Source organism: Paenibacillus sp. SEL1, assembly GCF_054602535.1.
Window position 1 is genome coordinate 4,162,107 of sequence record NZ_CM137723.1, and the last position, 26,423, is coordinate 4,188,529.

At 44.9% G+C, this 26,423-nt stretch carries 23 protein-coding genes; 12 read left to right on the forward strand and 11 right to left on the reverse strand.

The window, feature by feature from the left end; genetic code table 11:
• Both ACYCSE_RS19475 and fsa read right to left on the reverse strand, forming a co-directional pair.
• Window positions 1-456 (reverse strand): MarR family winged helix-turn-helix transcriptional regulator, encoded by a 456-nt coding sequence (locus tag ACYCSE_RS19475; RefSeq protein WP_254327895.1) that lies wholly within the window; start codon window positions 454-456, stop codon window positions 1-3.
• A 201-nt stretch (window positions 457-657) separates the two neighbouring features.
• Complete coding sequence (gene fsa, locus ACYCSE_RS19480) at window positions 658-1,305, reverse strand: fructose-6-phosphate aldolase (protein WP_013309811.1); 648 nt, start codon at window positions 1,303-1,305, stop codon at window positions 658-660.
• A gap of 218 nt (window positions 1,306-1,523) precedes the next feature.
• On the opposite strand from fsa, the gene ACYCSE_RS19485 reads away from it, so the two are divergent.
• Entirely contained in the window at window positions 1,524-2,201 is a 678-nt protein-coding gene (locus ACYCSE_RS19485) for a CBS domain-containing protein (RefSeq protein ID WP_069291676.1), read from the forward strand.
• 23 nt (window positions 2,202-2,224) lie between these two features.
• Window positions 2,225-2,845 carry a TraX family protein gene (locus tag ACYCSE_RS19490; RefSeq protein ID WP_459699446.1) on the forward strand — a complete coding sequence of 207 codons (621 nt, stop codon included), beginning with the start codon at window positions 2,225-2,227 and terminating at the stop codon, window positions 2,843-2,845.
• Window positions 2,846-2,936: 91 nt separating this feature from the next.
• Here ACYCSE_RS19490 and ACYCSE_RS19495 read toward each other — a convergent pair whose 3' ends face one another.
• The 3 genes from ACYCSE_RS19495 to ACYCSE_RS19505 all read right to left on the reverse strand — a co-directional run bounded on the left by ACYCSE_RS19495 (window position 2,937) and on the right by ACYCSE_RS19505 (window position 9,660).
• Entirely contained in the window at window positions 2,937-3,935 is a 999-nt protein-coding gene (locus tag ACYCSE_RS19495; RefSeq protein WP_459699448.1) for a polysaccharide deacetylase family protein, read from the reverse strand.
• A 120-nt stretch (window positions 3,936-4,055) separates the two neighbouring features.
• A complete protein-coding gene (locus ACYCSE_RS19500) occupies window positions 4,056-7,751 on the reverse strand; it encodes a non-ribosomal peptide synthetase family protein (RefSeq protein ID WP_459699450.1) in 3,696 nt (1,231 codons plus the stop codon).
• Window positions 7,752-7,890: 139 nt separating this feature from the next.
• Window positions 7,891-9,660 carry a methyl-accepting chemotaxis protein gene (locus tag ACYCSE_RS19505; protein WP_061831317.1) on the reverse strand — a complete coding sequence of 590 codons (1,770 nt, stop codon included), beginning with the start codon at window positions 9,658-9,660 and terminating at the stop codon, window positions 7,891-7,893.
• A gap of 467 nt (window positions 9,661-10,127) precedes the next feature.
• Between ACYCSE_RS19505 and ACYCSE_RS19510 the strand changes: the two genes are divergently transcribed.
• The 10 genes from ACYCSE_RS19510 (at window position 10,128) to ACYCSE_RS19555 (ending at window position 18,516) form a co-directional block, all read left to right on the forward strand.
• On the forward strand, window positions 10,128-10,598 hold the full coding sequence (locus tag ACYCSE_RS19510) for a GNAT family N-acetyltransferase (protein WP_459699452.1): 471 nt from the start codon (window positions 10,128-10,130) through the stop codon (window positions 10,596-10,598).
• A gap of 60 nt (window positions 10,599-10,658) precedes the next feature.
• The gene (rpiA, locus tag ACYCSE_RS19515) at window positions 10,659-11,327 is read left to right on the forward strand and encodes a ribose-5-phosphate isomerase RpiA (protein ID WP_459699454.1); all 669 of its coding nucleotides are present in this window, start codon (window positions 10,659-10,661) and stop codon (window positions 11,325-11,327) included.
• Window positions 11,327-11,776, forward strand: a complete 450-nt coding sequence (locus tag ACYCSE_RS19520) for a VanZ family protein (RefSeq protein WP_061831320.1) — start codon at window positions 11,327-11,329, stop codon at window positions 11,774-11,776. Before rpiA ends, ACYCSE_RS19520 begins: the two co-directional genes overlap by 1 nt.
• A gap of 200 nt (window positions 11,777-11,976) precedes the next feature.
• The gene (locus ACYCSE_RS19525; RefSeq protein ID WP_013309820.1) at window positions 11,977-12,438 is read left to right on the forward strand and encodes a MarR family winged helix-turn-helix transcriptional regulator; all 462 of its coding nucleotides are present in this window, start codon (window positions 11,977-11,979) and stop codon (window positions 12,436-12,438) included.
• 191 nt (window positions 12,439-12,629) lie between these two features.
• Window positions 12,630-13,694: a cobalamin B12-binding domain-containing protein gene (locus tag ACYCSE_RS19530; RefSeq protein WP_459699457.1), complete on the forward strand. Its 1,065-nt coding sequence runs from the start codon at window positions 12,630-12,632 to the stop codon at window positions 13,692-13,694.
• A 48-nt stretch (window positions 13,695-13,742) separates the two neighbouring features.
• On the forward strand, window positions 13,743-15,458 hold the full coding sequence (locus ACYCSE_RS19535; RefSeq protein ID WP_459699459.1) for an ATP-binding protein: 1,716 nt from the start codon (window positions 13,743-13,745) through the stop codon (window positions 15,456-15,458).
• A 54-nt stretch (window positions 15,459-15,512) separates the two neighbouring features.
• On the forward strand, window positions 15,513-16,766 hold the full coding sequence (locus ACYCSE_RS19540) for an MDR family MFS transporter (RefSeq protein WP_459699461.1): 1,254 nt from the start codon (window positions 15,513-15,515) through the stop codon (window positions 16,764-16,766).
• Between the two features lie 19 nt (window positions 16,767-16,785).
• Window positions 16,786-17,340: a nucleotidyltransferase family protein gene (locus ACYCSE_RS19545; protein WP_165175713.1), complete on the forward strand. Its 555-nt coding sequence runs from the start codon at window positions 16,786-16,788 to the stop codon at window positions 17,338-17,340.
• Between the two features lie 43 nt (window positions 17,341-17,383).
• Window positions 17,384-17,806 (forward strand): GNAT family N-acetyltransferase, encoded by a 423-nt coding sequence (locus ACYCSE_RS19550; RefSeq protein WP_069291686.1) that lies wholly within the window; start codon window positions 17,384-17,386, stop codon window positions 17,804-17,806.
• 71 nt (window positions 17,807-17,877) lie between these two features.
• Window positions 17,878-18,516 carry a GDSL-type esterase/lipase family protein gene (locus ACYCSE_RS19555; RefSeq protein WP_322159293.1) on the forward strand — a complete coding sequence of 213 codons (639 nt, stop codon included), beginning with the start codon at window positions 17,878-17,880 and terminating at the stop codon, window positions 18,514-18,516.
• Between the two features lie 104 nt (window positions 18,517-18,620).
• Here the strand turns inward: ACYCSE_RS19555 and ACYCSE_RS19560 are convergent, their stop codons facing one another.
• The 6 genes from ACYCSE_RS19560 to ACYCSE_RS19585 all read right to left on the reverse strand — a co-directional run bounded on the left by ACYCSE_RS19560 (window position 18,621) and on the right by ACYCSE_RS19585 (window position 26,203).
• Window positions 18,621-19,502 (reverse strand): TetR/AcrR family transcriptional regulator, encoded by an 882-nt coding sequence (locus tag ACYCSE_RS19560; protein WP_459699464.1) that lies wholly within the window; start codon window positions 19,500-19,502, stop codon window positions 18,621-18,623.
• Window positions 19,499-22,579 (reverse strand): efflux RND transporter permease subunit, encoded by a 3,081-nt coding sequence (locus ACYCSE_RS19565; protein WP_254325855.1) that lies wholly within the window; start codon window positions 22,577-22,579, stop codon window positions 19,499-19,501. The genes ACYCSE_RS19560 and ACYCSE_RS19565 overlap by 4 nt, the downstream gene beginning before the upstream one ends.
• Entirely contained in the window at window positions 22,576-23,988 is a 1,413-nt protein-coding gene (locus ACYCSE_RS19570) for an efflux RND transporter periplasmic adaptor subunit (RefSeq protein WP_459699467.1), read from the reverse strand. The genes ACYCSE_RS19565 and ACYCSE_RS19570 overlap by 4 nt, the downstream gene beginning before the upstream one ends.
• Window positions 23,989-24,213: 225 nt before the next feature.
• Window positions 24,214-24,891: a tetratricopeptide repeat protein gene (locus ACYCSE_RS19575; RefSeq protein WP_160789433.1), complete on the reverse strand. Its 678-nt coding sequence runs from the start codon at window positions 24,889-24,891 to the stop codon at window positions 24,214-24,216.
• Window positions 24,892-25,057: 166 nt separating this feature from the next.
• Window positions 25,058-25,429: an iron chaperone gene (locus ACYCSE_RS19580; RefSeq protein ID WP_165175703.1), complete on the reverse strand. Its 372-nt coding sequence runs from the start codon at window positions 25,427-25,429 to the stop codon at window positions 25,058-25,060.
• Between the two features lie 243 nt (window positions 25,430-25,672).
• On the reverse strand, window positions 25,673-26,203 hold the full coding sequence (locus ACYCSE_RS19585; protein ID WP_459699470.1) for a GNAT family N-acetyltransferase: 531 nt from the start codon (window positions 26,201-26,203) through the stop codon (window positions 25,673-25,675).
• Window positions 26,204-26,423 lie beyond the last annotated feature (220 nt).

Consider the following 26,423-nt stretch of genomic DNA (forward strand, 5'->3'; position numbering starts at 1 on the left):
TTAATCGTTCTCTCCTTGTTTCTCTGATTCGGTCATGTTGGCGTGAATTTGTAAAAGAGTCTGGCGGAATTGCTTCAGATCGGCCGAGGAAATTCCTTTTACAAAATCGTGATTGGCATCACGTTCGACAGGAAGAGTCTCCTCCACAAGCTGTCGGCCTGCTTCAGTCAAATGAAGCAAATAGGCCCGACGATCCTGCGGACTATTCACACGCCGTACCCAGCCCTTCTTGTCCAACAAATCAATAATTCGAGTCGTGGTAGGCTGGTCCTTCACGGCCTTAGCTGCAATTTCTTTCTGATTTAAACCCTCAGCCTGATAGATTTGGTACAGAACCGACCATTGCTCTGGGGAAATATCATAAGGTTTGAGACGCTGCAAGAGCTGTTGACTCATTTTGCGATGAGTAATCCCGAGCAACATCCCAATGGAACAATCGGGAGGCAAGTTATTCATAGGTACTCCTTTCTGTTTCCCGTACATAAATTACTTCGAAATTAATTAGTTGTTATAACAATTATATGAACAACAAGTTATTTTGTCAAAAAAAGTTGTTCAGTGTTTTGGGTTCTGCCATCACTAAAGCAAAACAAAAAACAGCCCGTAAAATACGGGCTGTTTGGGTTGATAAAGTATCGTTTTGCCATAACTGGCGAATTAAGCTTTAGGTACAGTTTCCCAGTCCTTCAGGAAGCGTTCGATACCGCTGTCTGTCAGCGGGTGTTTCCACAGAGAAGGGAGCAAGGAACCTGGAATGGTGGCAATATGTGCACCAGACAGAGCAGCATCTTCTACATGCTTAATATTACGGATGGATGCAGCGATGATTTCGGATTTCAGACCATGAATGTCCAAAATTTGTCTCAGTTCACGAATCAGCTTCATACCATCAACAGCAATATCATCCAGACGTCCTACGAATGGACTGATAAAAGTAGCGCCAGCTTTGGCTGCCATCAAACCTTGAGCCGCGGAGAAAATCAGTGTTACATTCGTTTTGATTCCGTTCTTGGTCAGCTCGTTACAAGCGTACAAGCCGTCTTCGGTCATAGGAAGCTTGATAACCACGTTGGGTGCCCACTTGGCGATATCATAAGCTTCTTTGAGCATATCTTCAGCCTTCAGACCAATAACCTCAGCACTTACGGGACCTTCAACGATACTGCAAATCTCCTGAATGACTTCCTTGAACACTCGACCTTCTTTAGCGATCAGTGAAGGGTTCGTTGTTACACCATCAACCAGACCCAAACGTTCAATACGTTTGATTTCTTCAATGTTACCAGTATCCAAGAAAAATTTCATTTGATTTCCTCCTCAGGTTTATATAATACATAATACATATCACATGCGATGTACAATAGTTCATTTAAATGTAGCATATTGCACACGTTAAACTTATAATTAGTATGTATTACATTCTTAATTGTGACACATTTTAAATTCGAAAACAAGCTGTGTATGATTAAAATTTGATGAATTGTCGGAAGAAGCTGAAATTTACCGATCTATGCTCGGCTATAATGTATACTACCCCACTCCATAAGGAGGTAATCACTATTCAACTGTCTGAAAGACAGAGGGAAATTGTTGAAATTGTCCGGCGTCTGGCACCTGTTACGGGGGATAAAATTGCTGAAACACTGGGACTGACGCGTCCGACTCTCCGTTCTGACCTTGCTCTGCTCGTTATGCTCGGGCTGGTGGATGCCAAGCCGAAGGTAGGCTACCTGCCAGGACGTTACCCCAAATATGATAGTCATATCGGCAACATGCTCAAAAAGCTGACTGTGGCAGATATACTTAGCGATCCGATTTTGATTTCCGGTGACACGACTGCCTATGATGCGGTGCTGATGTTGTTTCAGCAAAATACAGGCACGCTGATGGTCACAGGGGAGGAGCAGGAGTTCATTGGGATTGTTACCCGCAAGGATTTGCTGAAGGTCATGCTGGGGCATACCGATCTTCACACGGTCCCGGTGACCATGGCCATGACGCGCCGGGCCCAAATGATGACGCTTGCTCCAGAAGACACTTTACTGGAAGCGATATCGAGACTGATTCGGCATCAGGTCAATTGTCTTCCAGTTTTGGACGAGCAATGTAGCTCCTCAACTCCAATTCGGGGGTTGGTAGGACGGGTTACGAAAACGGATATCATGAACGCCATTCTGAGCTTGACAGAAGAAAAAACGTAAAACATTGAATAAGGGGGCCTTGTATGTACTGGTTGGCCATGCTGACGATGCTGATTGACCATGTCGGACTTGTGTTTTTTCCGACGGATTCGGCTTGGAGAATTGCCGGCAGGCTTGCTTTTCCAATCTACGCGTACGCGCTGTATTTGGGATATACTCATACCCGAGACGTACGGAGCTATATGCTCCGTCTACTCGGACTGGCTCTGATTTCTCAGGTGCCCTATATGCTGGCGTTTGATGTGCTTAGACCGAACGTAATCTGGACGCTATTGGCCTCGTTGCTCGCGCTGGCTGCGGCATCCCGCTTGAAGCATTGGACAGCTGTAACGGGTCTGTACGTCCTTTCAGCTCTGGTTATGGAGCTCAGCCAGATGGATTACGGAGCCTATGGACTGCTGTTGGTTCTCATTTATCGATACACCCGTTCATATATGATGATTGCAGCCCATTTTGTTTTGAACGTAGTGTATGATATGGTGCATCACGCGAATCTCCAACACTTTAGTCTGCTGTCCAGCATTCTGATCGTATGTTTTGCAACTGGAGAAAGCGGATTTTATAATAGGGTACCGCGCTGGTTGTGGCGTAGCTTTTACCCGGTACATCTGGCTGTTATCGCTGCAATTCGTATCTGGCCCTAATCTACATCTTATACAGCAAAAGAACCTTTAAAACCACGACATAAATGGTTTTAAAGGTTCTTTTGTTTTCCTTTATTAAGCTAGTCAATGTTTAGGATACCTTGTTGGGACCTTGGGCAAAAGGAAGTGGGCGAAGGGGAGCACCTTCCTTCATGTATTGCACCAATACTTCTGGAATATTGTGTATTCCACCTGCATTGACGCGATAGCCGTTCGTTTGCCCTGGCAAGTTAATCCCCCGTTTCACCGTGAACGTAACGTCAATCCCCAAGGAACGGCAAATTTCCAGCGTCTCCTTGGTATACCCACCATAAGGGAAGGCAAGTACATTCTGATCATTGTGTAGATGCTTGAACAGCTTCTTGTCAGCCATGCCCAAGTCGGTATAAACCCGCTGTTTGAACTCATTCTCGGTTTCCATTCGCCCCAGCTTTTTCGAATACACCGGACCCATCAGAAGTGGCTTTTGTTGGGTGCGCGCTGTGTTGGAGTATCCGTAAGCATGCTGGTCATTGGTATGGTTGTAAAAATCAATACCCTCGGCATGCATCTGATGAATTTGATCCCATGTCAGCTTAGGAATTCCAATATGTTTGGGATTGCTGATCGTGGACGTGATGAGAAAATTGGTTGCCGGTACCTGGTACTTTTTCAACACAGGAAAAGTGTCCGTATAAAAGGACTCATAGCCGTCGTCGAATGTCATAAGTACTGCATTATCAGGAACCTTGGCTTTATGTAAAATAAAGTCCGTATACTCTTTCATCGTGATCCAGTGGAAGCCGTTAGCTTTCATTTCGTCCAACTGCCTCGTTAAATTACTAAGCTTGAGAGCGCCGGGATCAGGTGGAGTCTTGGTCACCTCATGATACATCAGGACAATTACTTTATTTTGGTAATATACTTTATCTGGTGTAGGCGTCAGTGAGAATAAATGGCGTACCAGTCGATCAGCATGAGCTGTACGTGTACGATGAGTCCCTTTAACTGTAGGTGTGTGGTATATACTACGTGCTTCATACACCAAAATCCCTAAAATAGCCAACAAACTTATGATTAGCAACGTTCTTTTAAAAAAAGTGTGTTTCATTGAATGACATCCCCCGCATGCAAAAAAAATTCTGAAAGTATAGAGGTTTATACTAAATATGAAACTAGCAAAATCTAGTCTATCATACCGAAAACATGCGGGGGAAATATCACAACTTTGTTACCTCTGTGTTGCTTTTACAGATACCGTTGAAGAGGTCGGGAAGTAACCAATCTCGACGGCATGCTGGATCATGTTCCGAATAAAGTTCAGGTCGGTTGCCGGGCATTGAACGCCAGCTTGTTCCAGCAGAGCTGCGGTTACAGAGCATCCGTAACGGTAAGCTGAATCCTTGGCTCCGTCACCTTCCAGTTGTCCCATAGCAAGGTGAAGTGCATCCTCCTGAATGCCGGAAGACGGATTCAGCAGCCAGGCGCTGTAATCGTCAAAAGGCAGGGTTTCTACTGCGTAACCGAGTTGGTTTACCATAGCGATTAGTTCATCATATGGCAGTGGATTCGGATTGCAGATATGGAAAATGCGGTTTGCGCTTTTTTGATGAACGGACAGCTCTACGATAGCACGGCTGGCGTAATCAATCGGTGTGAAGTCCGTATGCCAATCGGCTTGTGGCGCTTTGCCCAGCAGCAGCATCGCCTTCATCATACGATAATAAGCATTGCTATCGATATTTCGCTGGAAGCGTCCGTTGGCCGAATGGGCTGTCAAATTGCCCGCGCGATAGATCGAGACAGGGGTACCCGCTTGAGCTGCTTGGAACAACAGCTTCTCCGCCGCGAGTTTACTGTTCGTGTACAGGTTGTCCACGTTCAATTCGTCTGGGAAGGCAGAAAGCTCCAATGCCGACTCCCATTTTCCTTCGTTAGCAAGATCCTCCGGTATTCCCATAGTGGAGACATGATGAAAAGATACTCCTGGCTTGGCTTGAGCGATTTTCAGCAGTTCCAGTGTTCCGGTTACATTCGTGCGATCGAAGGCTGCCGAATCACCAAAATGGCGAACGTCAGCGGCGCTGTGAATGATGCCGTCGATTTGGTGCTCCAGCATATGGCGGTCGACGGAAGAGAGACCAAGATCAGCTTGCTCCAGATCCCCATAGACAGCTTTTACCCGTCCTTCGATCAAGCTGGAGATATCTTGTCCAAAATATCCCGTCAATACGGACTGAATACGCTCGATACCGGATGGACAGTCCTGAGAAGGGCGTACCATCGCGTATACTTTGGCTTCTGTCCGTTGAAGTAGGTCATACAGAATGTGCGAGCCCAGATAGCCTGTAGCACCGGTTAACAAAATCACGCGCAAGTCGCGGACTTCAGATAAGTCAGAAGCACCAGACAACTCAATAGGATGCTCATTCAAGTCCATTTTTTCTTGAGAAATCGCGAGTGGCTTGCGTTGCGGCGTTTGTTCCGTACCTAATTGTTCCACATATTCAGCAAGCTCGCGAACGGTTTTGTAGCGGAAAAAATCTCCGATGCGCAGCGCGCCATAACGCGGTTTTAGAATAGCCAGCACATGAATGACACGAAGCGAATCGCCCCCGATCAGGAAGAAATCATCGGTAGCGCCAATGTTATTTTTACCAAGCACTTGAGTCCATGCTTCGGCAATGAGTGTTTCGGTTCCTTCTCGGAGAGGTTCCCCGCCAAATGAAAGATCAGACGCTTCGGGAAGTGGTCGCAGGGCCAGCTTTTTGCGATCGATCTTGCCAGTTGGTGAAATTGGCATGGCTTCCAGATGAACGACATGACTTGGTACAAAATAAGAAGGCAGCTTGCCCCCAATATAAGACTGAATAACGTCTTGTGGAATGGATTGTCCATCCGAAGTGGTAAAATAGCCAACTAACATGTTCTGATCTGTGTGATCTTTGACGGCTACTACAGCGACGTCCTGAACACCTGGATGTTTGGAAAAATGGTCTTCAATTTCTCCAATTTCAATCCGATTCCCCCGAATTTTGAGCTGTGAATCCTTGCGACTTACGTATTCAATCGTACCGTCTGGCAGCAGCTTGGCGATATCACCCGAGCGGTACATTTTTTCACCTGGAACAAAAGGGTTGTCCACAAACGATTGAGCTGTACGTTCTGGCTGATGGAGATAGCCATGGGCCAACGCAGGCGTAGCAATACATACTTCACCCGGAATATTGACAGGGCAAAGCTTGTTATCATCGTTAACGATATACACTTTATAATTGTAAATCGGCTTGCCGATCGGAATATTGACGACATGCTCAGGCACGGCACCACGAACCCGATGGGTCGTTGTCGCCACGGTGCATTCGGTCGGTCCGTATACGTTTACGATGTCGGTATCTATACCGAATTTACTTTGGAACGCTCGAACTTGTGAGCCGTACAGCGCTTCTCCTGCTACGGTAACGATCCGTACCTTAGCGAGTTTGCGATAGCCTTCGTCTGACAAGTACGTAGATAGCTGATTAAAGAATACGGTCGGCAAAATGGTAATAATCGTCGTGCCTGTACGTGCAATGGCTTCAGCGAATTCTTCAACAGATACACGTTCTTCGGCAGACAGCAAGTACAATTTTGCACCGTAAAACAAGGCTCCAATTGTATCCCAAACGGATGCATCGAAGCTGTAGGTTGCAAATTGGGTCAATACATCCTGAGGTGTAATGTCGCAATCGCGTTGCACGACAGCTCCTAGGTTAACGACACCGCGGTGAGCGATCAGGGCACCTTTCGGTTTGCCTGTAGAGCCGGATGTATAGATGACATAAGCTAGATCATCCGGACTTACATTAACGTTTGGATTGCTTGCAGCATAGCCTGCCAGTGGTCCGTTAATTGCTAAAATTTCTTTTACCGTCTCAATGGAACCGCACAGTTCAGTCGCTTGTTTCATGAGTGCGGAAGTTGTTAAGACAAAAGGAGAACGCGTGTCTTCGACAATGTAGCTGCTCCGGTCGGCGGGGTGGGCGGGATCAACAGGCACATACACGCCCCCGGCTTTCAGGATACCCAGAAGGGAAATAACGGTCTCCAAGCTTCGTTCCATGAAGATAGTCACGAATTCACCTTTGGTAAGACCTTTAGATAACAAGACACGTGCGACTTGGTTAGCACGTTCGTTCAACTCACGGTACGTGTACTCTCCAGTGTGGGAAGCAATAGCCGGACGATCAGGGTATTGTGAAGCAGCCTCCTCAAACATTCCATGAATAGTTTGATGCTCAGGATATTTCACGACTGTATTATTTAAAGCTTCGTGAGCAGCTCGATCTGCATCTGATAATATATCAATGGAGTTCACAAGTGCATGGCTGTTGGTTAGCGCGCCGCGCAAAAGAGTTTCAAAGTATTCTGCGTATCGGACAACCGTTGTTTCCAGCAAGAGTGATTGATCATATCGGATCTGTATTTGATAAGTGCCATTGTGTTCACTAACAGCCCAGTCCATAATACGGGATTCTACTCCGCTGTCCGTAGGCAGATTTGCCGAAAATGAAGTATCGGCTTGTGGTTCCGCTAGGTATGCATTAGGCTCACGGAGCATCTCCTGAAATAAGTCTGCTAGTTCATGAAAAGTCGTTTCCTTTTCGACTGTCAGCGAAGCTGTAAGCAGACCGGTTTGTGGCACAAATGTAGAAAAAGAAACTTCTTCTTCTGCGGATAGGCGATATACCCATGCAGTATATGCTGATAAAAGCAACGTTTGTTTGTCTTCCGCAGTTTTTTGCTGATTTAATTGTTCCGAGATGGACGCTTCTAACTCTACTTGATAAGTAGAGGATGTATGCTTGCGTTGTATACGTGCACAATCCAAGGGAACTAGGAATGGGGATGGGGTTGTCTGTGTGCTGTTTTGTAGTAATGAAGCCATTACGCTAACCTCCTGAATGTATGATGTCTTAATATAAATGGTAAACTCAGTAAATGCCTCCGATCCCTTCAAATGCATGAACAGGAGGGAGGCATTACCGAATGATTTACTTATAAATTTTGGAGCTGATAAATGGTTATTATGATTTGGTACGGTTGGTGTCTGCAATTTTGAAATAAGATGTAATTTCTTGAAGCTCTTCAGACATGGACGTCAATTTATGGGATGAATCAATAATCGAATCCAAAGAAGCTTTTTGCTCCTCCACCGTTTGCACAATGTGAACACTGTTATTGGCTGTTTTGGTTACAGTGGAAGAAAGATCGTCTGCTGTCGCGGTCATTTCCTGTGTACCCGCAGATATTTGCTCAGTAGCGCTGGAAACTTCTTGGATTTGCCATGCTACATTTTTAGTTGCTTGAAGAATATCATTGAACAGCACGCCTGCTTGTCCGGCAACGACGATTCCGTTTTGAACTTCAACGTTTCCTTGCTCCATCGACTTCACAGCTTGTCCGATTTCACTTTGAATTTCTTCAATCAGGGACGTGATTTGTTTGGTTGCATCCGCAGATTGTTCTGCCAGCTTACGTACTTCACTGGCAACAACGGCAAAGCCTTTACCTTCTTCACCAACGCGCGCAGCTTCAATAGAAGCGTTCAAAGCGAGCAGGTTGGTTTGACTGGAGATGCCTGAAATGGTACTGATGATATTGCCAATTTCCTGCGAACGACTGTCCAGCAACTTGATGATACGGGAAGTATTGGTGACTGTATCGGTAATCAAGTGCATTTGAGATGATACCTTGCTTACAATCTCATTGCCTTCGTTAGAACGTTTTTCTACCGAATTGGCTTCTTCCGCAACATTGGAAGAACTCGTGGCAATATTTTGAATTACCGAAGCCATTTCAGCCATGGCACGTGCACTATCGCCTGTTGCTTTTTCCTGCGAACGGATATTCTCCGTAATTTCACTGATGTTTTGATTGATGATGTTGGAGTTGATTCCGTTTTGTTCGCAGATTGCGAGTAGTTCCTTGGCAGATTCATTGACTTCATCAGTTGTCTGCTTCACTTTGGTCATAATGCTGTTAATATGACTTACCATATCGTTGAAATTCTGATTTACGAGCCCCAAATCATCATGACCTGCATGAATTTGAACATCCAGATTTCCTCTGCTTACTTCACTGATACCGTACATCAGTTGCTTAATCGGGGACAGCGTGCGCTTCACAACCCAATATTGAAGCGCCAGGCAGATCAGTAGGAAAATCACTAAAATGGTAGCGCCGCTAATGAGCAGCTTGGTTAAGCCAGCAGGTACGGCGCCAGCATCTGCATCGACTGCAAAATATGCAAAGATTTTGCCACTTGAATCTTTAATCGGAGTCATCAAAGTCGTCCATGTACCAAAAGAATCATCGTAGAAGCTAGTGAATGTTGGTTTGCCACTGTCCAGCATACCGGTTACGCCGACTGCCACGACATTGGGTTGCTCGTACATAGAGCCAACGAGCAGCTTATCTTTTTCAAATGCTTCTCTGAGATCCGTTGGCATCGCCACAATAGATGTTAGATTGCCGTTTTCGAGCTCCGTCCCGAATATATAGGCATGAGAGATATTCGGATTGGTCGCCATGATGTTATCTAGGTACGTGCGGAGTTTGGTTTGAACGGGTCCATCATAATTTTTCTCTTGAACCGCTTGGGTTACTTCATCGGAATTAATGCCCTGGGCCCACTTCAATGTGATTTTTTCCACTTGCCCATGCAATTGGTCTATCAAAATCGTACGTTGGATCAAATAACTGGACACAATAAGGACTAGTCCAATCAATACGATGTTGAAGAAGGATAATAATAAGTTTTTGGTGAAGAATGATAAGCTACTCCACTTTTTCAAAATGTTCCACTCCCTGGTTGTATTTTTGTATATGGTGTTGAACCGCTTATCGAATGAGATAATCAAGTCCCCCTTACAAACATAATAATCGAGATAATAGACCCTTGAATTTTATGTAATAGGTCTTAAGTCCTTTTATAGACAAGTATGATATCCCTATATATATGTCGTACGAAATGCTCTTGAAATGAATACCTTACACAATAAAAAATTAATTTTTAATAGGTAAACGCTATCTGTGTTTCAGTATATTCCAATTTATACTTCTACTTGAAATTCGAATTTATTACAGTCCATAAGCAACTATTCAACAGAAACCATCATACTTTATAATAGAGTCAAATGCACTTATCAATTTGGGACATTTTTCATATTTAACGTTGGAAATGCTTGATTTATCGCGGTTTTTGTGAATTGTTTGCGAAATGAGTCCTTATATCCATGCAAAGAGAAGAGGGATAAGAAGAATGTCCAAGCTTACGATTTTAAAGGTTGAGAGTCATCACGAGGATCTGCATGAGTTGATTCAAAGGCTGGATGAGGACTTGCTGGAAAGGTATCCTGCCGACGGAATTTACTTGGTTGATTTTTCCAATCCGAAAGTTAAAGAAATGGTTTTCGCTGTTGTGTATGTGGACGAAAAACCGGTGGCTTGTGGAGGGCTTAGGCCTATAGATGCGGAAGAAATGGAGCTCAAAAGATTTTATGTCGATTCCTCTTATCGCAGACAAGGAATTGCGGTGAGCCTATTATCTTTTTTGGAAGAGGAAGCCAGCAAACGGGGAGTTGTAAGGATTAAACTGGAGACCGGAGCGGCTCAACCTGAAGCGATTGCTCTCTATACCAAACGGGGATACGAACCTATTGAACGGTTTGGGGAGTATGAACACGATGAAAACAGTCTTTGTTATGGTAAAAAGCTGTCTCTGTTATTATAAAGCGTTCTCTTATAAAATGGATGATGATCAATACTAGCCTATATAGCGGGAGAGATGATAATGAATTTGAAGCAAAAAGCAGCCGAAAAAGCAGTTGAGGCGATTGAGGACGGCATGAAAGTAGGACTTGGTACAGGCTCGACAGCCTTTTGGGCTATTCAAAAAATTGGTGAGCGTGTAGCGCAAGGATTACATATACAGGCTGTAGCTACATCCCAAGCTTCGGAGGATCAGGCCAGGGAGCTGGGAATTCCCATCATTCCGTTTGATCAGATTGGAAGGCTTGACGTTACCATCGACGGTGCAGACGAGGTGAACGAGCAGCTTGTGCTGGTAAAAGGTGGAGGCGGAGCCCTACTGAGAGAGAAAATTGTGGAAAGCAATAGCGACCGATTAATTATTATTGTCGATGAGTCCAAGGATGTGAAGGTACTGGGTACATTTCCTTTACCCGTTGAGGTCGTACCCTTTGCCAGTGAATGGACGTTGGAGGCTTTGCGGCAGACAGGCTGTAAGGCGGAGTGGCGTATGAAAGACGGCGAGCGCTTCCTTACGGATAACGGTAATTATATTGCTGATTGTCGCTATGGTACGATTGAGAATCCGCAGGAGTTGGAAATCCGCTTGAATCAAATTCCGGGTGTAGTCGATAACGGACTGTTCATTAATATGGCGGACCAGGTTATTATCGCACGGGCCAATGGACAGATCGACGTCCGTAACAAGTAATGTTTAGGACCCGCCTGCTTCATCATGTGGCGTTGATGTTATTGATTTTATATACAGGGCTTCTATTATATTGGATGTTTCTCGGTTTTGGTCGTACATTACGGCCAGGACCCCCGTATTCGTATAATATTGTTCCGTTTGATACGATCAGGCAATACTGGCGGGCAATGGAGTCGTTTCCTTTTCGGGTATGGGGTGTTAATTTGCTCGGCAATATTGGCGTATTCATTCCCTTCGGTATTCTTGTGCCTATCATTTGGGTGTCCATGCGAAGTATAGGCAGTCTGTTGTTAACGATAGTGATCGCACTGGTCATTCTTGAGGTGTCCCAAATGCTGCTGGGCGCAGGTACAATGGATGTAGATGACATCATATTGAACGTTCTGGGAGTATTATGCGGCCGTGTTGCCTACGTGTTTTTACGTAAGAAGTTAGGGATTACAACATAATCGTCCTGCTCTCTGGATCAGTGCATTAAGACTGACTGAGAGCGGGCTTTTTTTACATAATGAACTGTAACCTTCACATAATAGACGGTAAGTCCTCCATTTATAGGCCGTAGGAGCAGGGGAAGTGAACGCTTAAACTTGACAAAAGTGCACAATTAAGATATCTTGGAATAAAGATATGAGTAACGGAGGCTGTTAATATGTCTGTAAAACCAGATGATCAGGACTTAGCGCTTAATTTGTTCGTTGTTCTGGCTCGTGCTTATAATTCGGTCACATCCCGTACGAATCGGGACATTCATAGTCATGGTTTAAATACAACAGAATTTGGAGTGCTTGATCTGCTGTATTATCGGGGACCACAGCCTTTGCAGAAGATTGGAGAAAAGGTACTAATCTCTAGTGGGAATATTACGTATGTGGTAGATAAACTTCAGAAAAAAAACTTGCTTACCCGTCGTGCATCACAAGATGATCGGCGTGTGATTTATGCAGAATTGACTGATGATGGACGCCATTTCTTTGAGCAAATATTCCCGCAGCATCATCGTGTCATTATGGAGACCGTAGATGGCTTATCTGTGGAAGAGAAAGAGCAGGCTATTCATCTGTTAAAAAAGCTTGGACTCACGGCTGAGGGGCAGAAGAGTAACGGATCATAAATTGTGCGTGTGCAGGTTAAAACTGCTTTAGATAAAATACCGACTTCTCGGTATTTTATTTTTTTGTCGTATTTTGGGGAGTAGGGTTAATGTAGAGACGCAAATCAGGTATAATTGTCTAATAGTCACGTCTGGAACAAATCCCCAGTATCTGTTTCGAATACAATACCTTGTCGGGGAAGGAGCTGTACATGAGTATACAGCAATATACCGCAGGTGAATCGCTATTGATGCAAGCAGGAGCTTTGGCTGAATTAGTTACCCATAAGCAATACGAATTACAGCCCGATCTTTTGCAGCGTTTTGGGGATAACGGTAAAATAAAGACAAAACAGGATTCTATATATAGTTTGAACTATTTAGCTGAAAGTGTAATCATGAACAGCCCTATTTTATTTACACAGTATGTTTCTTGGTTAAAAAAGCTTCTGGAGGGTTTCGGCATAACCCAAGCAGATTTGAGCATCAATTTCAGATTAATCCAGGAGACGTTGGTAGAGCATTTCGATCATACAGATAAAGCTATGGTGCTGGAGCATCTGGATTTGGGGATACAGCAAATAGGGAAGAAAGAGGAGTATGCCTCTTTTATTACAGATGATAATCCCTATGCTGCTGACGTGGCTCAATATTTGGAATATTTACTCTCAGGTAATCGCAGACAGGCTTTGGATTGGATCGTCCGTTTGCTGGATGAGGGTATCTCTATTCAACATACGTATAAATATATTTTTCAAATTTCGCAATATGAAATAGGTCGTCTATGGCATGAAGGCAAAATCACCGTCGGTCAAGAGCATTTTTGCACTGCTGTGACTCAATTTATTATTTCCAGCCTGTACCCCCAATGGATGGGGAATGGAAATAAGGAACGCTGCCTCGTGGCGGCGTGTGTAGGCAGCGAGCAGCATGAAATTGGTCTGCGTATGCTGGCTGATATATTTGAAATGGATGGTTGGGATACGTATTATTTAGGCGCCAATGTACCTAACCGGAGTCTGCTTCAGGCCATTGTGAGTTACAAGGCGGATGTGGTGGCTATCTCAGCTACCATGGCTTACCATGTCCATCTACTGAAAGAGTTGATTGCTCTCATTCGGCAAGACCCAACGACTAGCCATGTGAAAATTATGGTCGGAGGCTTGCCTTTTAATCTCGATTCCCACTTGTGGCAGGAAGTAGGGGCGGACGGATACGCACCAGATGCGGAGGAAGCGCTGGAGGTTGCAGGGGACTTACTTTCGCTCAGGAAATAAGGTTAGTTATGTGAACCTGTAGTCATTTTGTAAAGGGGGCCTTTTAATATGAAGGAACCGACAGCAGAAATGGCTGTCCTGCGGAAAACGGTCGAACAATTAACGGATGAGATTGTGAAAAGCAAGGCTGAGGAAGAAAAGTTGCTGAATGAATTTTCATCAATGAACAACGAGCTGGTCAATCTGCAGCGTCAGCTTGCCAAAAGCAATGCGGAATTAACACGGACGAAGGAAGAAGCGGTACGGGCTAATGACCTAAAGAGCACTTTTCTGGCTGTGGTTAGTCATGAATTCAGAACGCCAATGAACGGAATACTTGGAATGATTGAAATGTTAGGTTCATCCAAACTTTCCCCAGATCAACGGCAGGCCATCGGTGTTATACGTGAGTCAGCCTCTCTGTTGTTGAACATGATTAATAATCTGCTCGATATATCTAAAGTGGAAGCAGGACAGATGGAACTGGAGATCGGAAACGTCAGAGTGCAGGCGATTATGAGCCACGTTGCTCAGTTGTTGGAGCCACAAATCTATCAGATGGGTAACCGTTTGAGTATAGAGACCGATTCTGGTGTGGCAGAGCATCTGGAGGGAGATTCTGCAAGGATCATGCAGATCTTGCTCAATCTGTTGAACAATGCGAATAAATTTACCAGTGAAGGATTGCTCATCATTCGAACAAAATTGGTGGAGGAAACAAAAGATTCCCAACGTGTTCGGTTTGAGGTGCAGGATTCGGGTATTGGTATTTCACCGGAGGATCAGAATAAGCTGTTTCAGCCTTATGTACAAGCCGGTGAAGGCAGCACCTCCCAATATGGAGGAACGGGTCTAGGGCTATGGATATGCAGTTCATTTGTGGAACTCATGCAGGGAGAAATTGGGGTCGTCAGTCAAGAAGGCCAAGGCTCCACGTTCTGGTTTGAAATTCCCCTCATGAAAGGATCGGAGCAGGCAGACGAAATGGAGAAGCATGAAAATGGTGATTTGAAGGCATTTAGCGAGTTGCTGCGTGAGCATAGTCATTCTCAAACTATTTTGGTGGCTGAGGATAATCGGGTGAATCGGCAGGTGGTGCAATTGCAGCTTAACCACTTGGGATTCCAGCATATTGATTTTGCTGAGGATGGACAAGCTGCTGTAAGAGCGGCCTCCGAACGATCCTACGCTTGTATTCTAATGGATCATCATATGCCTCTGCTGAATGGTCATGATGCGGCAAAAGCGATCCGCCAGCGGGAAGCAGAAAACCAGCAACCCCCTGTACCGATCATTTCTTTGACCGGAAATGTATCCGAGGAGGATCAGGCACGGAGCCAGGAGGTTGGAGTGAACGATTACTTGATGAAGCCAGTAACGATTGAAAAGCTCTCTGAAAAGCTTGTAAAATGGCTTCCAAAGCCGGAAACCGAGCCGATTTTGGATGAGGAAGTTATACGTGAAATTATGCTGCTGGACGAGGATGGCAGCACGGGACTACTGGAGTCATTGGTCGAAATGTATACGAGTGATACACCTGCCAAAATCAATAAGTTAAATGAACTGGCTGCTGCGGGCGAAGTCACAAAAGTAGTAGAGGCTGCTCATGAGTTGAAATCAGGCAGCGTGAGTCTGGGTGTCGGACGTTTGTCCTCGTTGCTGTCCGATATTGAACAGCTTGCACGGGAGAACCAACTCGAGAATGCGAAAGCGAAGTTGTCTGCGCTCCAATCTGTCTATCAAGCAACGTGTTCAGAACTGGAACGTTATATTCACCAGTGCTAGCCAGGTTTCCCCCTTGTTAGACTTGCATACGGAAGGAGGACGTAAGAGACATATATGAAAGAACAGTTGCGTTCTATTCACCCGCTGGCCTGGACGATTATTGTCGGTACTATTTTTGGGCGGATGGCGACATCCATGAGTATCCCGTTTTTGTCTATTTACCTTACCACCCGTTTAGGGGTGTCCCCCTTTCATACGGGGGTGATCGTATCGGTCAGCTCGTTGGTCGGCATTTTTGCCAGTTTTTACGGTGGATATATTTCAGATCGAATCGGACGGCGTAAGGTGATGCTGGTGTCCATTGCGAGCTGGGCGCTTGTATTCGTTGCTTTTGCGTTGGCGGAAGCGGCCTGGGCCTTTTTTGTCATTAATGCTCTGAATGGCCTGTGCAGATCCTTGTTCGAGCCAACCTCACGGGCGCTGTTATCAGATATAACCCCGAAGGAGAAAAGACTGCTTATCTACAATATGAGATATGCGGCCATTAATGTTGGGGTGGTGGCAGGGCCGTTGCTTGGTTTAATGCTAGGATCTGCATCCACGGGTACGCCGTTTATGGTTGCTGCTGGTGTGTACGCATTGTACGGGGTACTGTTGTTGATCCAATTTGCCCGGTATGCATCGGATCTGCATATAGGTACAACGGCGGAAGAGGCTCCACTGCGAATGGGCGAGGCATTCCGCACAGCCAGCCGTGATCCGGTGTTTATGCCAATTTTGCTGGGAACGGTATTTTGTGTGATGGGCTATGCGCATTCCAATTCCACAATGCCTCAATTCTTGTCCTTATCCTTCGCAGAAGGAACCCGATGGTTTACATACATGCTGACGGTCAACGCGGTTTGTGTATTGGCATTTCAATATCCGCTGGTGCGACTGGCAAGCCGATTTTCCCCGGTGAATTCCTTGATTGCAGGGAATATATGTATTGCGGTCAGCCTGTTGCTGTGCGGTATGCTAAACTCAGGCTGGATGTTTATACTGGATATGGTGCTGTTTACGGTTGGTGAAGTGTTATTGTTCACGATGCTGGACGTATTGATTGACCAAATTGCAGATGCTCAATATAAAGGGACCTACTTCGGTACAATCGGCTTTAATAATTTGGGAAGCGTGCTGGCTCCTTTATTTGGTGGCTGGTTGCTGGATATCTATGGTCAAACGGCGCCGCTTGCCGTTTTTGTTCCGGTTGCCCTGTCGGTTGTGATTGGTATTCCATTCCTTCTGGTCGCACGCCGCCGTCTGGTGCAGCGTACAGCACGGATCGCGGCTCAGGGAGGAAAATCGGTGCAGCAACTGTCATCATAAAAAGGGAGTTGAGTGCAGGATGAAGTCGGAAGAAAATGCGCTACGAATCATACAATATATGAATGATCCGCAGGTACTGCAAGACTTGCGCTATGTGCGAGAGCTGAAGTTGCCACAAGGATGTATTGCCGCAGGCTATGTACGTAACCGGGTTTGGGACAAGCTCCATGGCTATACAACTGCTACACCTTTAAACGATATTGATGTTATTTATTTTGACCCGAAAAATACGCTAGAGGAACGAGATGAGTATCTAGAATTGTCCTTGAACCGTAAGCAGGCCGGACGTAACTGGTCTGTCAAAAATCAGGCTCGGATGCATATTCGCAACGGTGAGGCTCCGTATTCCTCGGTAGAGGATGCGATGAGCCGCTGGCCAGAGACGGCAACGGCTGTGGCGGTTAGATTGAATGACAAGGATCAAATAGAGGTCATTTGTCCGCATGGATTGGAAGATTTACTGGATATGCGGGTACGGCAAAGCCCTTTGTTTCGTCACACAACGGCTTTTCGTCAGCGTGTATTTGAGAAGCAATGGCTTGATAACTGGCCGTTGCTTATTATGGAGAATTAGAGTGTAATCCTAATTTCAGGATATTAAGGAGAGACGACAAACAATGTTTAAAAATATAAAAACAGATTCAGATCGTGAGGAGGTTCTGGAGCTGTTAACCTACGCTGTGCTGGATCACCCTGAACGCGGAGAAGCAGCTTTACGTACCTATCAAGCCTCGGATGACTGGAAGCTGTTCGGTGTAGAAGATGAAGGACTTATTGTAGGTATTGTCGGCTTTGAGGAGCAGGAGGATGGGACAACCGTAATTCGTCATCTGGCCGTGTTGCCTGAAAACCGTCATAGAGGATATGCCAGAGGTATGCTGCTTACGCTCATTCAGGAGCGTAATCCGAAACGGCTTACTGTGGACACGGATGCGGAGGGGGCAGATTTCTTCCGCAACGTGGGCTTTGCCGTCTATGGATCAGAGGATTTGCCAGAGGGTGGGCAATTCCATTGTGTATATGAAATAGACGAAGAATAAGCGAATCTCCGGGTCCCGCGTCCCTTTTTCTACATAAGATATGTTATGTAGAAAGAGGGAGGTGAGTTTCATTGGCGTACCATTACACAGCGATTGGAGATTCTTTAACAACAGGTGCAGGGACGTTGCTGAGCGGCGGATTTGTACCTATCTATCGGCGAATGGCAGAAAGACATCTCCGTACGCCAGTCAGTTACGAGAATCTGGGAATCAATGGGCTGACATCGCAGGAGTTGCTGTCAATGGTCCGCAACAATCCGCTTTTTCGGTCGGCGCTCAGCCGGGCTGAACTTATAACCGTAACGATCGGCGGAAATGATCTGCGCCCATACATCAGTGCCCTTGCTGGAGGTTCCGGCTTGTCGGGTTCTTCCATTCCGCAAGCGTTGAATCACACAAAAGAACATGTGCGCCAAATTGTACATGTCCTGTATCAGATAAAGTCCGGTCAGCGTGAGCCATTTATCATCCGAATGGTGGGATTATATAATCCTTTTCCAGGGGTGAGGGAGGCGGGAGCATATGTGCGCCAGTATAACTCGTTTCTCTATACATTGGGCGGACCAAATTACCGGGTGGCGAACATTTATCCCGCATTTGAGGGCTATGAACGGGCACTGCTTTCGTTAGATCGGGTGCATCCGAACAGTCGTGGTTATCGCGTGATTGCGGAAGAGCTGAATCGGCTTGGTTATGCGCCGTTACGGTGAGCGTGAGAGGATGCTTTGGATCGGACAAAGTATATTAAAGAAAGAGGTTCATGATGGCAGTAGAAACTGACCATCATGAACCTCTTTTTCTGCATTTCGGCGTACTAAACTTCCAATATAGCCTTCAGCTTGGTGCAGTCTTCCAGTAACTCGGGCAGCTGACCCAAAAATAGAAGGAGGGCTTTCACGTGAGCTATTTCCACGTTTTCTTCCGAGAGTTCACCCTTTAATCTGCTTAGGATTTGCACATATTCATTCCGGGGAGCTTCATTTAATTTAGTTTGTTTCAGAACCGTATCCATACGTTGCAGTGCATAGGAGATTTGTTTTCCCTTGGTCCAGATTTGATCAGAATCTTCATGGAATACGGAATCGCGGCCCCACATGATTTGATGTTGAACATCAGGGCTCAGCATTCCTTGTGCCAGCATATCCGTAATGCTGAGCATAAATTCAGCCAGTGTTTGCTGCTCCGTCCAGGACAGCTCTGAATCGCTCAATCGGAGGGAATTGACAATCATGCTTTTGACGACAAACTCAATATCATACGCATAGTCACGTATAGATTGTCCATAAGCATCAATTAAGAAATCAACCATCACGTTAGACAAATAAAGTTCAACACGATCAATGGCTTGTGCGATTTTTTCTTCCTTAGAACCGATTAAAGGGACGGAGTATACCAGTAAATGAACTTTATTCTTATAAATCCGGCCCAGCGCAATCAAATACAGTTGTCTCAACTTTTCACGGGAAGGTAGCTGGTGCTTCAAATAAAGTTCTTTAATATCTGCATCAAGAAGTTTTTCAATCAGGACGATTGTCCCCAGCAGCAACTCTTCTTTACTTTGAAAGTATTTATAAAAGGAAGCCTTCACCATCCCGCTTTCGCGGGCAATTTCATCCACCGAGGTGGCATCGTACCCTTTTTCAGAAAACAGGGAAAGGGCGGCATAGATAATATCTTCACTCGTTATTTTTTTCATTGTACCCCCAATTTTTTGCTCTGTCTCTTTAATTTCCAGCGGGCAATAACCATATACAGGGACGGAACCACAAACATCGTAAGAATGGTCGAGTACATCAATCCAAACATAATGGTATACGCCAGAGGTCTAAACATAAGTTCCCCAATAAGCGCAATCGGAATCAGACCGACAATGGCTGTCAGTGAAGTAAGCAATATGGGGCGGAAACGCGCTTTGGTCGCTGCAACAACGGCCTCCTTCAGTTCGATCCCTTCACGTCTTGCATCCTCAATAAACTCAATCAGCACAATGCCGTTACGTACGACAATACCTGCCAAGGTCATTAAGCCCAACACGCCCATAAAACTAACCGGCGTATTTAGAATGAACAAACCAAGAAATCCGCCTGCTGCTGCCATATACACGGTAGTCAATATGATGAGTGGAGTCGAGAAAGAATAAAATTGCAAAAAGATCAGCATGAAGATTAATAGTATGACGACAACATATAACCATCCTATTTCTGATAAAATGTCATCTTGTCCTGAAATCTCGCCCCCAATTTCCCAAGTGTAGCCTGGAGGAAATTTAATATCCTGCAATTTAAGCTTGACATCCTTCATGACTTCGGAAGCTGTACGCCCGTGAACTTCAGCTTCAACAGTAATCGAACGTTTTAAATTATAATGGTTAATTTTTTGTGTTGCAAAGGATGGTTTCAACTCAGCCAATTGAGATAAAGGGATTTGAATACCATTGGCATTGGTCACATTCAATTGCTGAAACAAAATTTCAGGATTTTGATCGGTTTGGCTTAGCTTCAGCTTAATATTGATCAAATCTTTCCCCGTATCAAATCGGCTAAAGCTCACGCCATTACCCATTAACAAGAGTGTACGTGTCAGATCATTATTGCTTACCTGATATTGATCCATCGCTTGTTTGTTGATTTGGAAATCTAACGTATATCCTTCATTTTCCATATTATCTTGTATGTCCTGTGTTCCTCTGGTAGCCATAATGCCTTCTTTTAACTGCTGTGACAACGAACGCAACTGATCTACATCATTGCCTAAAATCCGAATGGAGATCGGCTTACCGAGAGGCACCCCTACTTTGGCTATTTTCAAGGAAATAGATTGACCCGGATAACGATCCTTTAAGATGGAGGGCCATTTGTCTGCCATTTCATCGGGATCAAATGCACCTTCTTCCCCAATAATAGCAATTTGACCCACGGTTGTGCCTGTTTTGGCGTCAGCGGTCATATCTTGAAACAACCGGGGAGCGTCGCCGCCAGCCGCATAACTGATCGTCTCCACATGAGGTTGCTGCTTCACCCATTTGGCAATATCCTCGGTGACCCGCTTGGTTTCTTCTATAGAAGTACCTGTAGGCATACGCACATTAATGCTTAATTCCGGATCGTTGGTTCTGGGGAACAGGTCGATCGGAATCAGAGCAAGTATGCCGTACAGCGTGGTACTGATCAATAATCCTAATGCAGCATATAATCCAGGTTGCTTAATGACTCTCGGAATCAGCTTGCTGGTATATACGTTACGAAGAGCATCAATTTGTTTTCCCAGCAGTCCCGACGGCTTCATGGTGGAGTTGGGCGTTTTTTGATTTCGTTGTCCATACCATTCTCTAAAGATTGGGATGACGGTAAAGGACATAAGCATGGAAGCCAATAACGTAAAGATAACAGCAAACGGTAGTGGTTTGATAAGGGAGCCTGCATCGCCTGATAAAAAGAACAGCGGGGCAAAGGAGGCTACAGTTGCCAGGGTTGCGGTCAAAATGGAAATGGAAACTTCTTTCGTTCCATTTAATGCTGCTATCTTGGGACTCTCGCCCAAGGTCATCATTCTGCGTTCAATATTATCATTAACCACCACAGCATCATCGACTAGAATCCCCATTACAATAATTAAGCCAATGACCGTAACCTGATTCAATGTTATTCCGAGCATAGGGAGAATAATGAGACCTATGGCGATTGAAATAGGAATAGCCAGTGCCACAAAAGAGGATGTAATCAGATTCAAGCCCAATGTACATACGATCACAACCGCCGCAATGGCAAACAGCAATTCACGGGTCAAGCCATGAAAAATATGATCAATCCGCTCGGTCTGTGAAAATAACGTATTCAGTTGAAACGTATTAGGCAGATCTGGTTTTAACAACTGCATTTCTTTATTTACTTTGCTATAAATCGTGTCTACGTCAGAGCCGGTATTACCGTTAATCGTCAGCGTAATAGCTGGTTTACCGTTAAAAAAGGCCATATAGCTGCTGGTGTTATGTGTAAGCAATACGGTGCCCACATCACTGAGATACACAGGAGCACCGCTGTCTGTTCTGGAAATAATGACTTTACTCAAATCCTGAGCATCCTTGGACTGCTTTACATTCAAGCGATAGGTACGTTCATTGTAATCCAGATTGCCTATCGGATATTGCTCATTTTCCTTCTGCACTGCACTCATGAGCTGTTCCCAACTGATATGGTACTGTTGGAGCTTTTGAGCATCAATCTGAATCTGAACCTCTTGATCCGGTAATCCCTTGATTGTTACTTCCGATACACCGGGAATGGTTTTTAATTGATCCTTCCATGATATCACCATATCATTTAGTTGATACAATTGCTCCACAGAGTCCCCCGTGATGGCGTAGGAATGGATAAATACTTTATTCAAATCATCGTTAACGACAGGCTTTTGAGCATCTGTGGGCAGAAAAGATTGGGCATCGTTCATTTTTTTGCGTAATGTATCCCAGACTTCTGCGGCATTGGCGTTGCCTTCTGTCTCAATGATAATCGTCGAAAGTCCATTTTCGGATGTAGAAGAAATCTTTTTAATATGATTGATTTCTTTCATTTTTTGTTCCAGAGGCTTCGTGACCGTTTGTTCTACCTTTTGGGGTGTAGCTCCAGGGTAGAGGGTCGTGACCACAGCGGTTTTCTTGATAATATCCGGCGTTTCCTGCCGGGGAAGTTGAGAGACACTATATAGCCCGGCAACAATCGCCATGATAAAAATAAAGAGGGTCAGTTTTTTCTTTTTGATAAAATATGCAATCATTTGCTCGTTCCCCCCATGATCTGAACGAGCAGCCCATCGTAGATCAGGTTTACTCCGGTGGTAACGATACGATCCCCGACATTCAGCCCCTTGGTAATTTCGAGCTTATTATTGGACATCTGACCGACATTCACGACCGTCTTGACCGCCTTGTTGTTCACCACTTTATAGACAAAAGTATCTGTACCGTTATTAATGACAGCTTTGGCTGGGAGCAAAATTTGCTCACTCTGAGTCAGTTGGCGGCCTGCCTTTATGACTTGTCCCGGGGCCCAATCATGCTGGGGGTTAGGAACAATCACTTCTACGTTGATACTGCCCGTATTGGTGTTGGTGGCCGGATAAATTTTGCTGACCGTTCCTTCTCTGTTCTCATCGTACAGTTGAAGTTGGACTGTCTGACCTTGCTTCCAGTTCGTGATTTCATGATCGGGAACAGGGAGCAGCACCTTGAGCTTGTCGATTTGTCCGATACGATATACCGGCTGTCCAGTGCTCGCCAATTGTCCCACCGTTGCCTTTTTCTCCAGAATAACGCCGGAAATGGGGGCTTTTAAAGCTGTCTTGGAGAGGGAAAGTTCGGCTTGCTTTTTGGCAATGACCGCCTGTTGATATGCCGCAGTTGAGTTATCTCGGGAGGCTTCTGCCTGTTCCTTCGCAGCGATAGCAGCTTCTTTCCCGGCTTGGGCTTGCCGCAAGCTGGATTCTGCCGATTGCCGATCTTCTAATGTGGCTCCCTCCTGTATTAAGGAGAGGGCTTCTTGCGCATCCTCCAGATCCTTGGAGGCGTTGGTTAAAGCGAGCTGTGCATTTTCATAATCGTTTTTGGTCGCAGCTCCCTGGTCATATAAAAGCTTAGTGCGTTCAGCGGTGGCTTGTGCTTTAGTCAAAGCGGACTGTGCTCTTTGCACTTTGGTACGGACCTGTGTCCTTTCTTGCTCACGGGCACCCTTGTTCACTTTGTTAACTCCAGCTTGAGCTGCTGCTTTTTGCGCGTCGGCGGATTGAATGGAGGCATCTGCGCTGGAAATGGCGGCTGTAGCATTTTTGATACCTGCCTGTGCTTCAAGGATAGCTGTACTAGACTGCTCCAGTTGTAGCTGGTAGCTGGATGAATCAAGCATCGTCAAGATCTGCCCCTGGGATACGGAGTCTCCCACATTGACTACTGTGTCGCGAATCAGTCCGGATAACTCAAAAGATACGGAGGTATCCTCATAGGGCTGTAGTGTGCCTGAAAGGTCAAAAGAAGCAGACAGCGGTTCTTTTTTAACAACCATCGCTTCCACCTTTTGCTTTTGTTGTTCTGCTGCTTCATTATTACTCGATCCTGTAGATGAGCAAGCTGAGGTGAACAGAAGAATGAATATAGCAGATATGTAGAGACTGGGTTTTAACAAGATGATCATCCTTTCTGTCTTTTTGTACTTTAAAGTTTATGTATAAACTCATCAGTTCATAAACGGATTATATGACCTGATATGTGGCATGTCAACGACTGATTACAAAAAATGCCTCAAATTCAGGATGCGAAAGTGAGCCGATTCAGGTCCGTGGAAGTACATGGTAGACAAACGTAAAAACGACCTTTCTCAAAAGAAGAGAAAGGTCGTTAAGAAAATAAATATAGCTGTTTAGCCGATTAATTTACGGAATAAGCTACGTACAGCCCACTTGCGCTCACTTCGTTTACGGTATTTGGGCAGAGAGCGATAGACGGCAATGGACTGGTTAAAGGCTACAATGGCCTCATCCTTGCGTCCCAGCATACGGTACATCAAGCCTGTCAGATAATAGCCCTCACTGGAAGAAGACTGAATCTCCTGAAACTGCTGCAGATAATGAAGCGACTTATTGACGTCACGTTCCTTGAAAGCAGCGGCTAAATGCAAATAAGGCTCACCGTATTGCACTCGTGGGTTAATGTCCAGTGCTTTCAATAAATGCTGTTCTCCAACCTCCAGATGGTTTGTGTGTACTTCAGCCGTTCCCCGTGCGTTCCAATAGTCTGCTGATTCTTCATAACGGGATTGAATTTCCAATAACAGCTCCAAAGCCTGAGGATATTTCTTGCTTTCGATCCAGATACGAGCCAAATCGAACTTGGCAGCCACATCGTTGGCGTTTAGCGTAATCTGTTGGCGCAATCGAGCGGCATTGCGTCTTCTTTTCCATGGTCTGCTGATGCTGGGCAATACACCGACAAAGCTGCGATCCAATATATAGATCACGATTAGGAGTACGAGCATTGCCAAAAACGGGTTGCCGAGCAAACTCCATAGTAGAGAGAAAATTAAAAATTTCCCAATCATTTACTCCAATCCTCCTGTGCATGTAACAATCCATACTTTCCACATTATAGCATAGTGTTACTTTAAGGGTCATTAGCATGATGAGATTTGGAAGGATGGTAGAGGGGCGAGAAGAAACATACTTATTTGTGATGCTCGATAGTTTTACGAGAAAAGGAACCTTTTTTTATCCCCGCCAAAAGGTTGAACAGTCTGCCTTATCCAAAATATTAAACTCGATCATTTTCTCAAGTAATGAGAAATCAACGGGACTATCCCACTGGATACGTACCAACTGCTTGGTGTGATCATAGCCAGCCTGCATAATTAACTCAGAAAAATGATTAATCCCTGCCTTTTCAGGGGCAACGGCCAAATGATGTTTGGCTACGCTAAAGCCAATAATAAATGTGCCGTGATCCGTAAACATAGGCTGACTCCACGCAATTTTTGCCATTAAATTTGGAAACTTCTTGGTTACCCAAGCCAAAACCTCTTGCGTTCGAGCCCGATGTTGGGGGTTATCAATATGCGCTAAATATTCTGCAAAAGCTTCCATGTTGTTCCCTCCTTAAATTAAAAATTATATCGTTCAGAAAAGTTCCTCAAACCTATTTATCGTTAAAACTCCTCACAGAATGGCTCAGACAGATTCTTAACAACACCTATTTCCAACTATATATATTTTCAAACTAGATAGTCAAAAGGGTTTAACTATCATTTTATCGCAGCAACATGTTTCTTAAGGAGTAATGGTCTGTTGAAAAATATAAAAATATATTTAGATATAAAAAAATACCTTTTATGTCCTGTTATATTCCTCAGCAAGAATAGAGTACAAATATGAATCATGAAACTCGCCTTTGTAGTACCAGTGTTCACGCATCAAACCTTCACGTTGCATTCCGATCTGTTGCATAACCTTCTCAGAAGCCTTGTTTTCTGGACGACATGTTGCATAAATACGGTGGACAGCAAGTGTGCTAAATCCAAAGTCTAGTAACGCTCGTGCTGCCTCTGCTGCATAACCCTTCCCTTGATAATCTGGATTCAAAACATAACCGATTTCTGCATTAGTATCTTTGACATGAATACCAACACCGCCGATCAGGGTTCCATTATTTTTCAGACAAACGGCTAGTTCATAGTCTTGTCGTGGCTGTTCCTGCTGTGAAGCTAGAACTTGTTCTATATATGCCTTTGTATCTTCTTCTGTATTCGGTCCCCAGGCCGTATATCTAGTAACTTCAGGCAATGACGTGTATGTATGTATACTTTCCCAATCGGATCTGCCAATATCACGAATGATGAGCCGGTTTGTCTCAAATTGCATAACGATTCCTCCTGTCTATAATCAACAGACTCTACTTAGTATTTTAAAACGATTAACATCTCAATCCAATCTTTTATGCGTTCGTAGCCTTTAAACGTTAGACCTCCATTTAACAATGAACCCAGACCTTTTGCCGCCTGAACGCAAACCGCAAGGGAGGCGTCCGGCAAAAGGCAATCAGAAGATAATGAATGTGGTACTGGAATCCTCCTGTTATTGG

Bases quoted from the DNA above. Each gene is read 5' to 3' on its own strand.
- ACYCSE_RS19475 (WP_254327895.1), bottom strand. From the start codon at position 456: ATGAATAACTTGCCTCCCGATTGTTCCATTGGGATGTTGCTCGGGATT.
- fsa (WP_013309811.1), bottom strand. From the start codon at position 1,305: ATGAAATTTTTCTTGGATACTGGTAACATTGAAGAAATCAAACGTATT.
- ACYCSE_RS19485 (WP_069291676.1), top strand. From the start codon at position 1,524: ATGTATACTACCCCACTCCATAAGGAGGTAATCACTATTCAACTGTCT.
- ACYCSE_RS19490 (WP_459699446.1), top strand. From the start codon at position 2,225: ATGTACTGGTTGGCCATGCTGACGATGCTGATTGACCATGTCGGACTT.
- ACYCSE_RS19495 (WP_459699448.1), bottom strand. From the start codon at position 3,935: ATGAAACACACTTTTTTTAAAAGAACGTTGCTAATCATAAGTTTGTTG.
- ACYCSE_RS19500 (WP_459699450.1), bottom strand. From the start codon at position 7,751: ATGGCTTCATTACTACAAAACAGCACACAGACAACCCCATCCCCATTC.
- ACYCSE_RS19510 (WP_459699452.1), top strand. From the start codon at position 10,128: ATGTCCAAGCTTACGATTTTAAAGGTTGAGAGTCATCACGAGGATCTG.
- rpiA (WP_459699454.1), top strand. From the start codon at position 10,659: ATGAATTTGAAGCAAAAAGCAGCCGAAAAAGCAGTTGAGGCGATTGAG.
- ACYCSE_RS19520 (WP_061831320.1), top strand. From the start codon at position 11,327: ATGTTTAGGACCCGCCTGCTTCATCATGTGGCGTTGATGTTATTGATT.
- ACYCSE_RS19525 (WP_013309820.1), top strand. From the start codon at position 11,977: ATGTCTGTAAAACCAGATGATCAGGACTTAGCGCTTAATTTGTTCGTT.
- ACYCSE_RS19530 (WP_459699457.1), top strand. From the start codon at position 12,630: ATGAGTATACAGCAATATACCGCAGGTGAATCGCTATTGATGCAAGCA.
- ACYCSE_RS19535 (WP_459699459.1), top strand. From the start codon at position 13,743: ATGAAGGAACCGACAGCAGAAATGGCTGTCCTGCGGAAAACGGTCGAA.
- ACYCSE_RS19540 (WP_459699461.1), top strand. From the start codon at position 15,513: ATGAAAGAACAGTTGCGTTCTATTCACCCGCTGGCCTGGACGATTATT.
- ACYCSE_RS19545 (WP_165175713.1), top strand. From the start codon at position 16,786: ATGAAGTCGGAAGAAAATGCGCTACGAATCATACAATATATGAATGAT.
- ACYCSE_RS19550 (WP_069291686.1), top strand. From the start codon at position 17,384: ATGTTTAAAAATATAAAAACAGATTCAGATCGTGAGGAGGTTCTGGAG.
- ACYCSE_RS19560 (WP_459699464.1), bottom strand. From the start codon at position 19,502: ATGAAAAAAATAACGAGTGAAGATATTATCTATGCCGCCCTTTCCCTG.
- ACYCSE_RS19565 (WP_254325855.1), bottom strand. From the start codon at position 22,579: ATGATTGCATATTTTATCAAAAAGAAAAAACTGACCCTCTTTATTTTT.
- ACYCSE_RS19570 (WP_459699467.1), bottom strand. From the start codon at position 23,988: ATGATCATCTTGTTAAAACCCAGTCTCTACATATCTGCTATATTCATT.
- ACYCSE_RS19575 (WP_160789433.1), bottom strand. From the start codon at position 24,891: ATGATTGGGAAATTTTTAATTTTCTCTCTACTATGGAGTTTGCTCGGC.
- ACYCSE_RS19580 (WP_165175703.1), bottom strand. From the start codon at position 25,429: ATGGAAGCTTTTGCAGAATATTTAGCGCATATTGATAACCCCCAACAT.
- ACYCSE_RS19585 (WP_459699470.1), bottom strand. From the start codon at position 26,203: ATGCAATTTGAGACAAACCGGCTCATCATTCGTGATATTGGCAGATCC.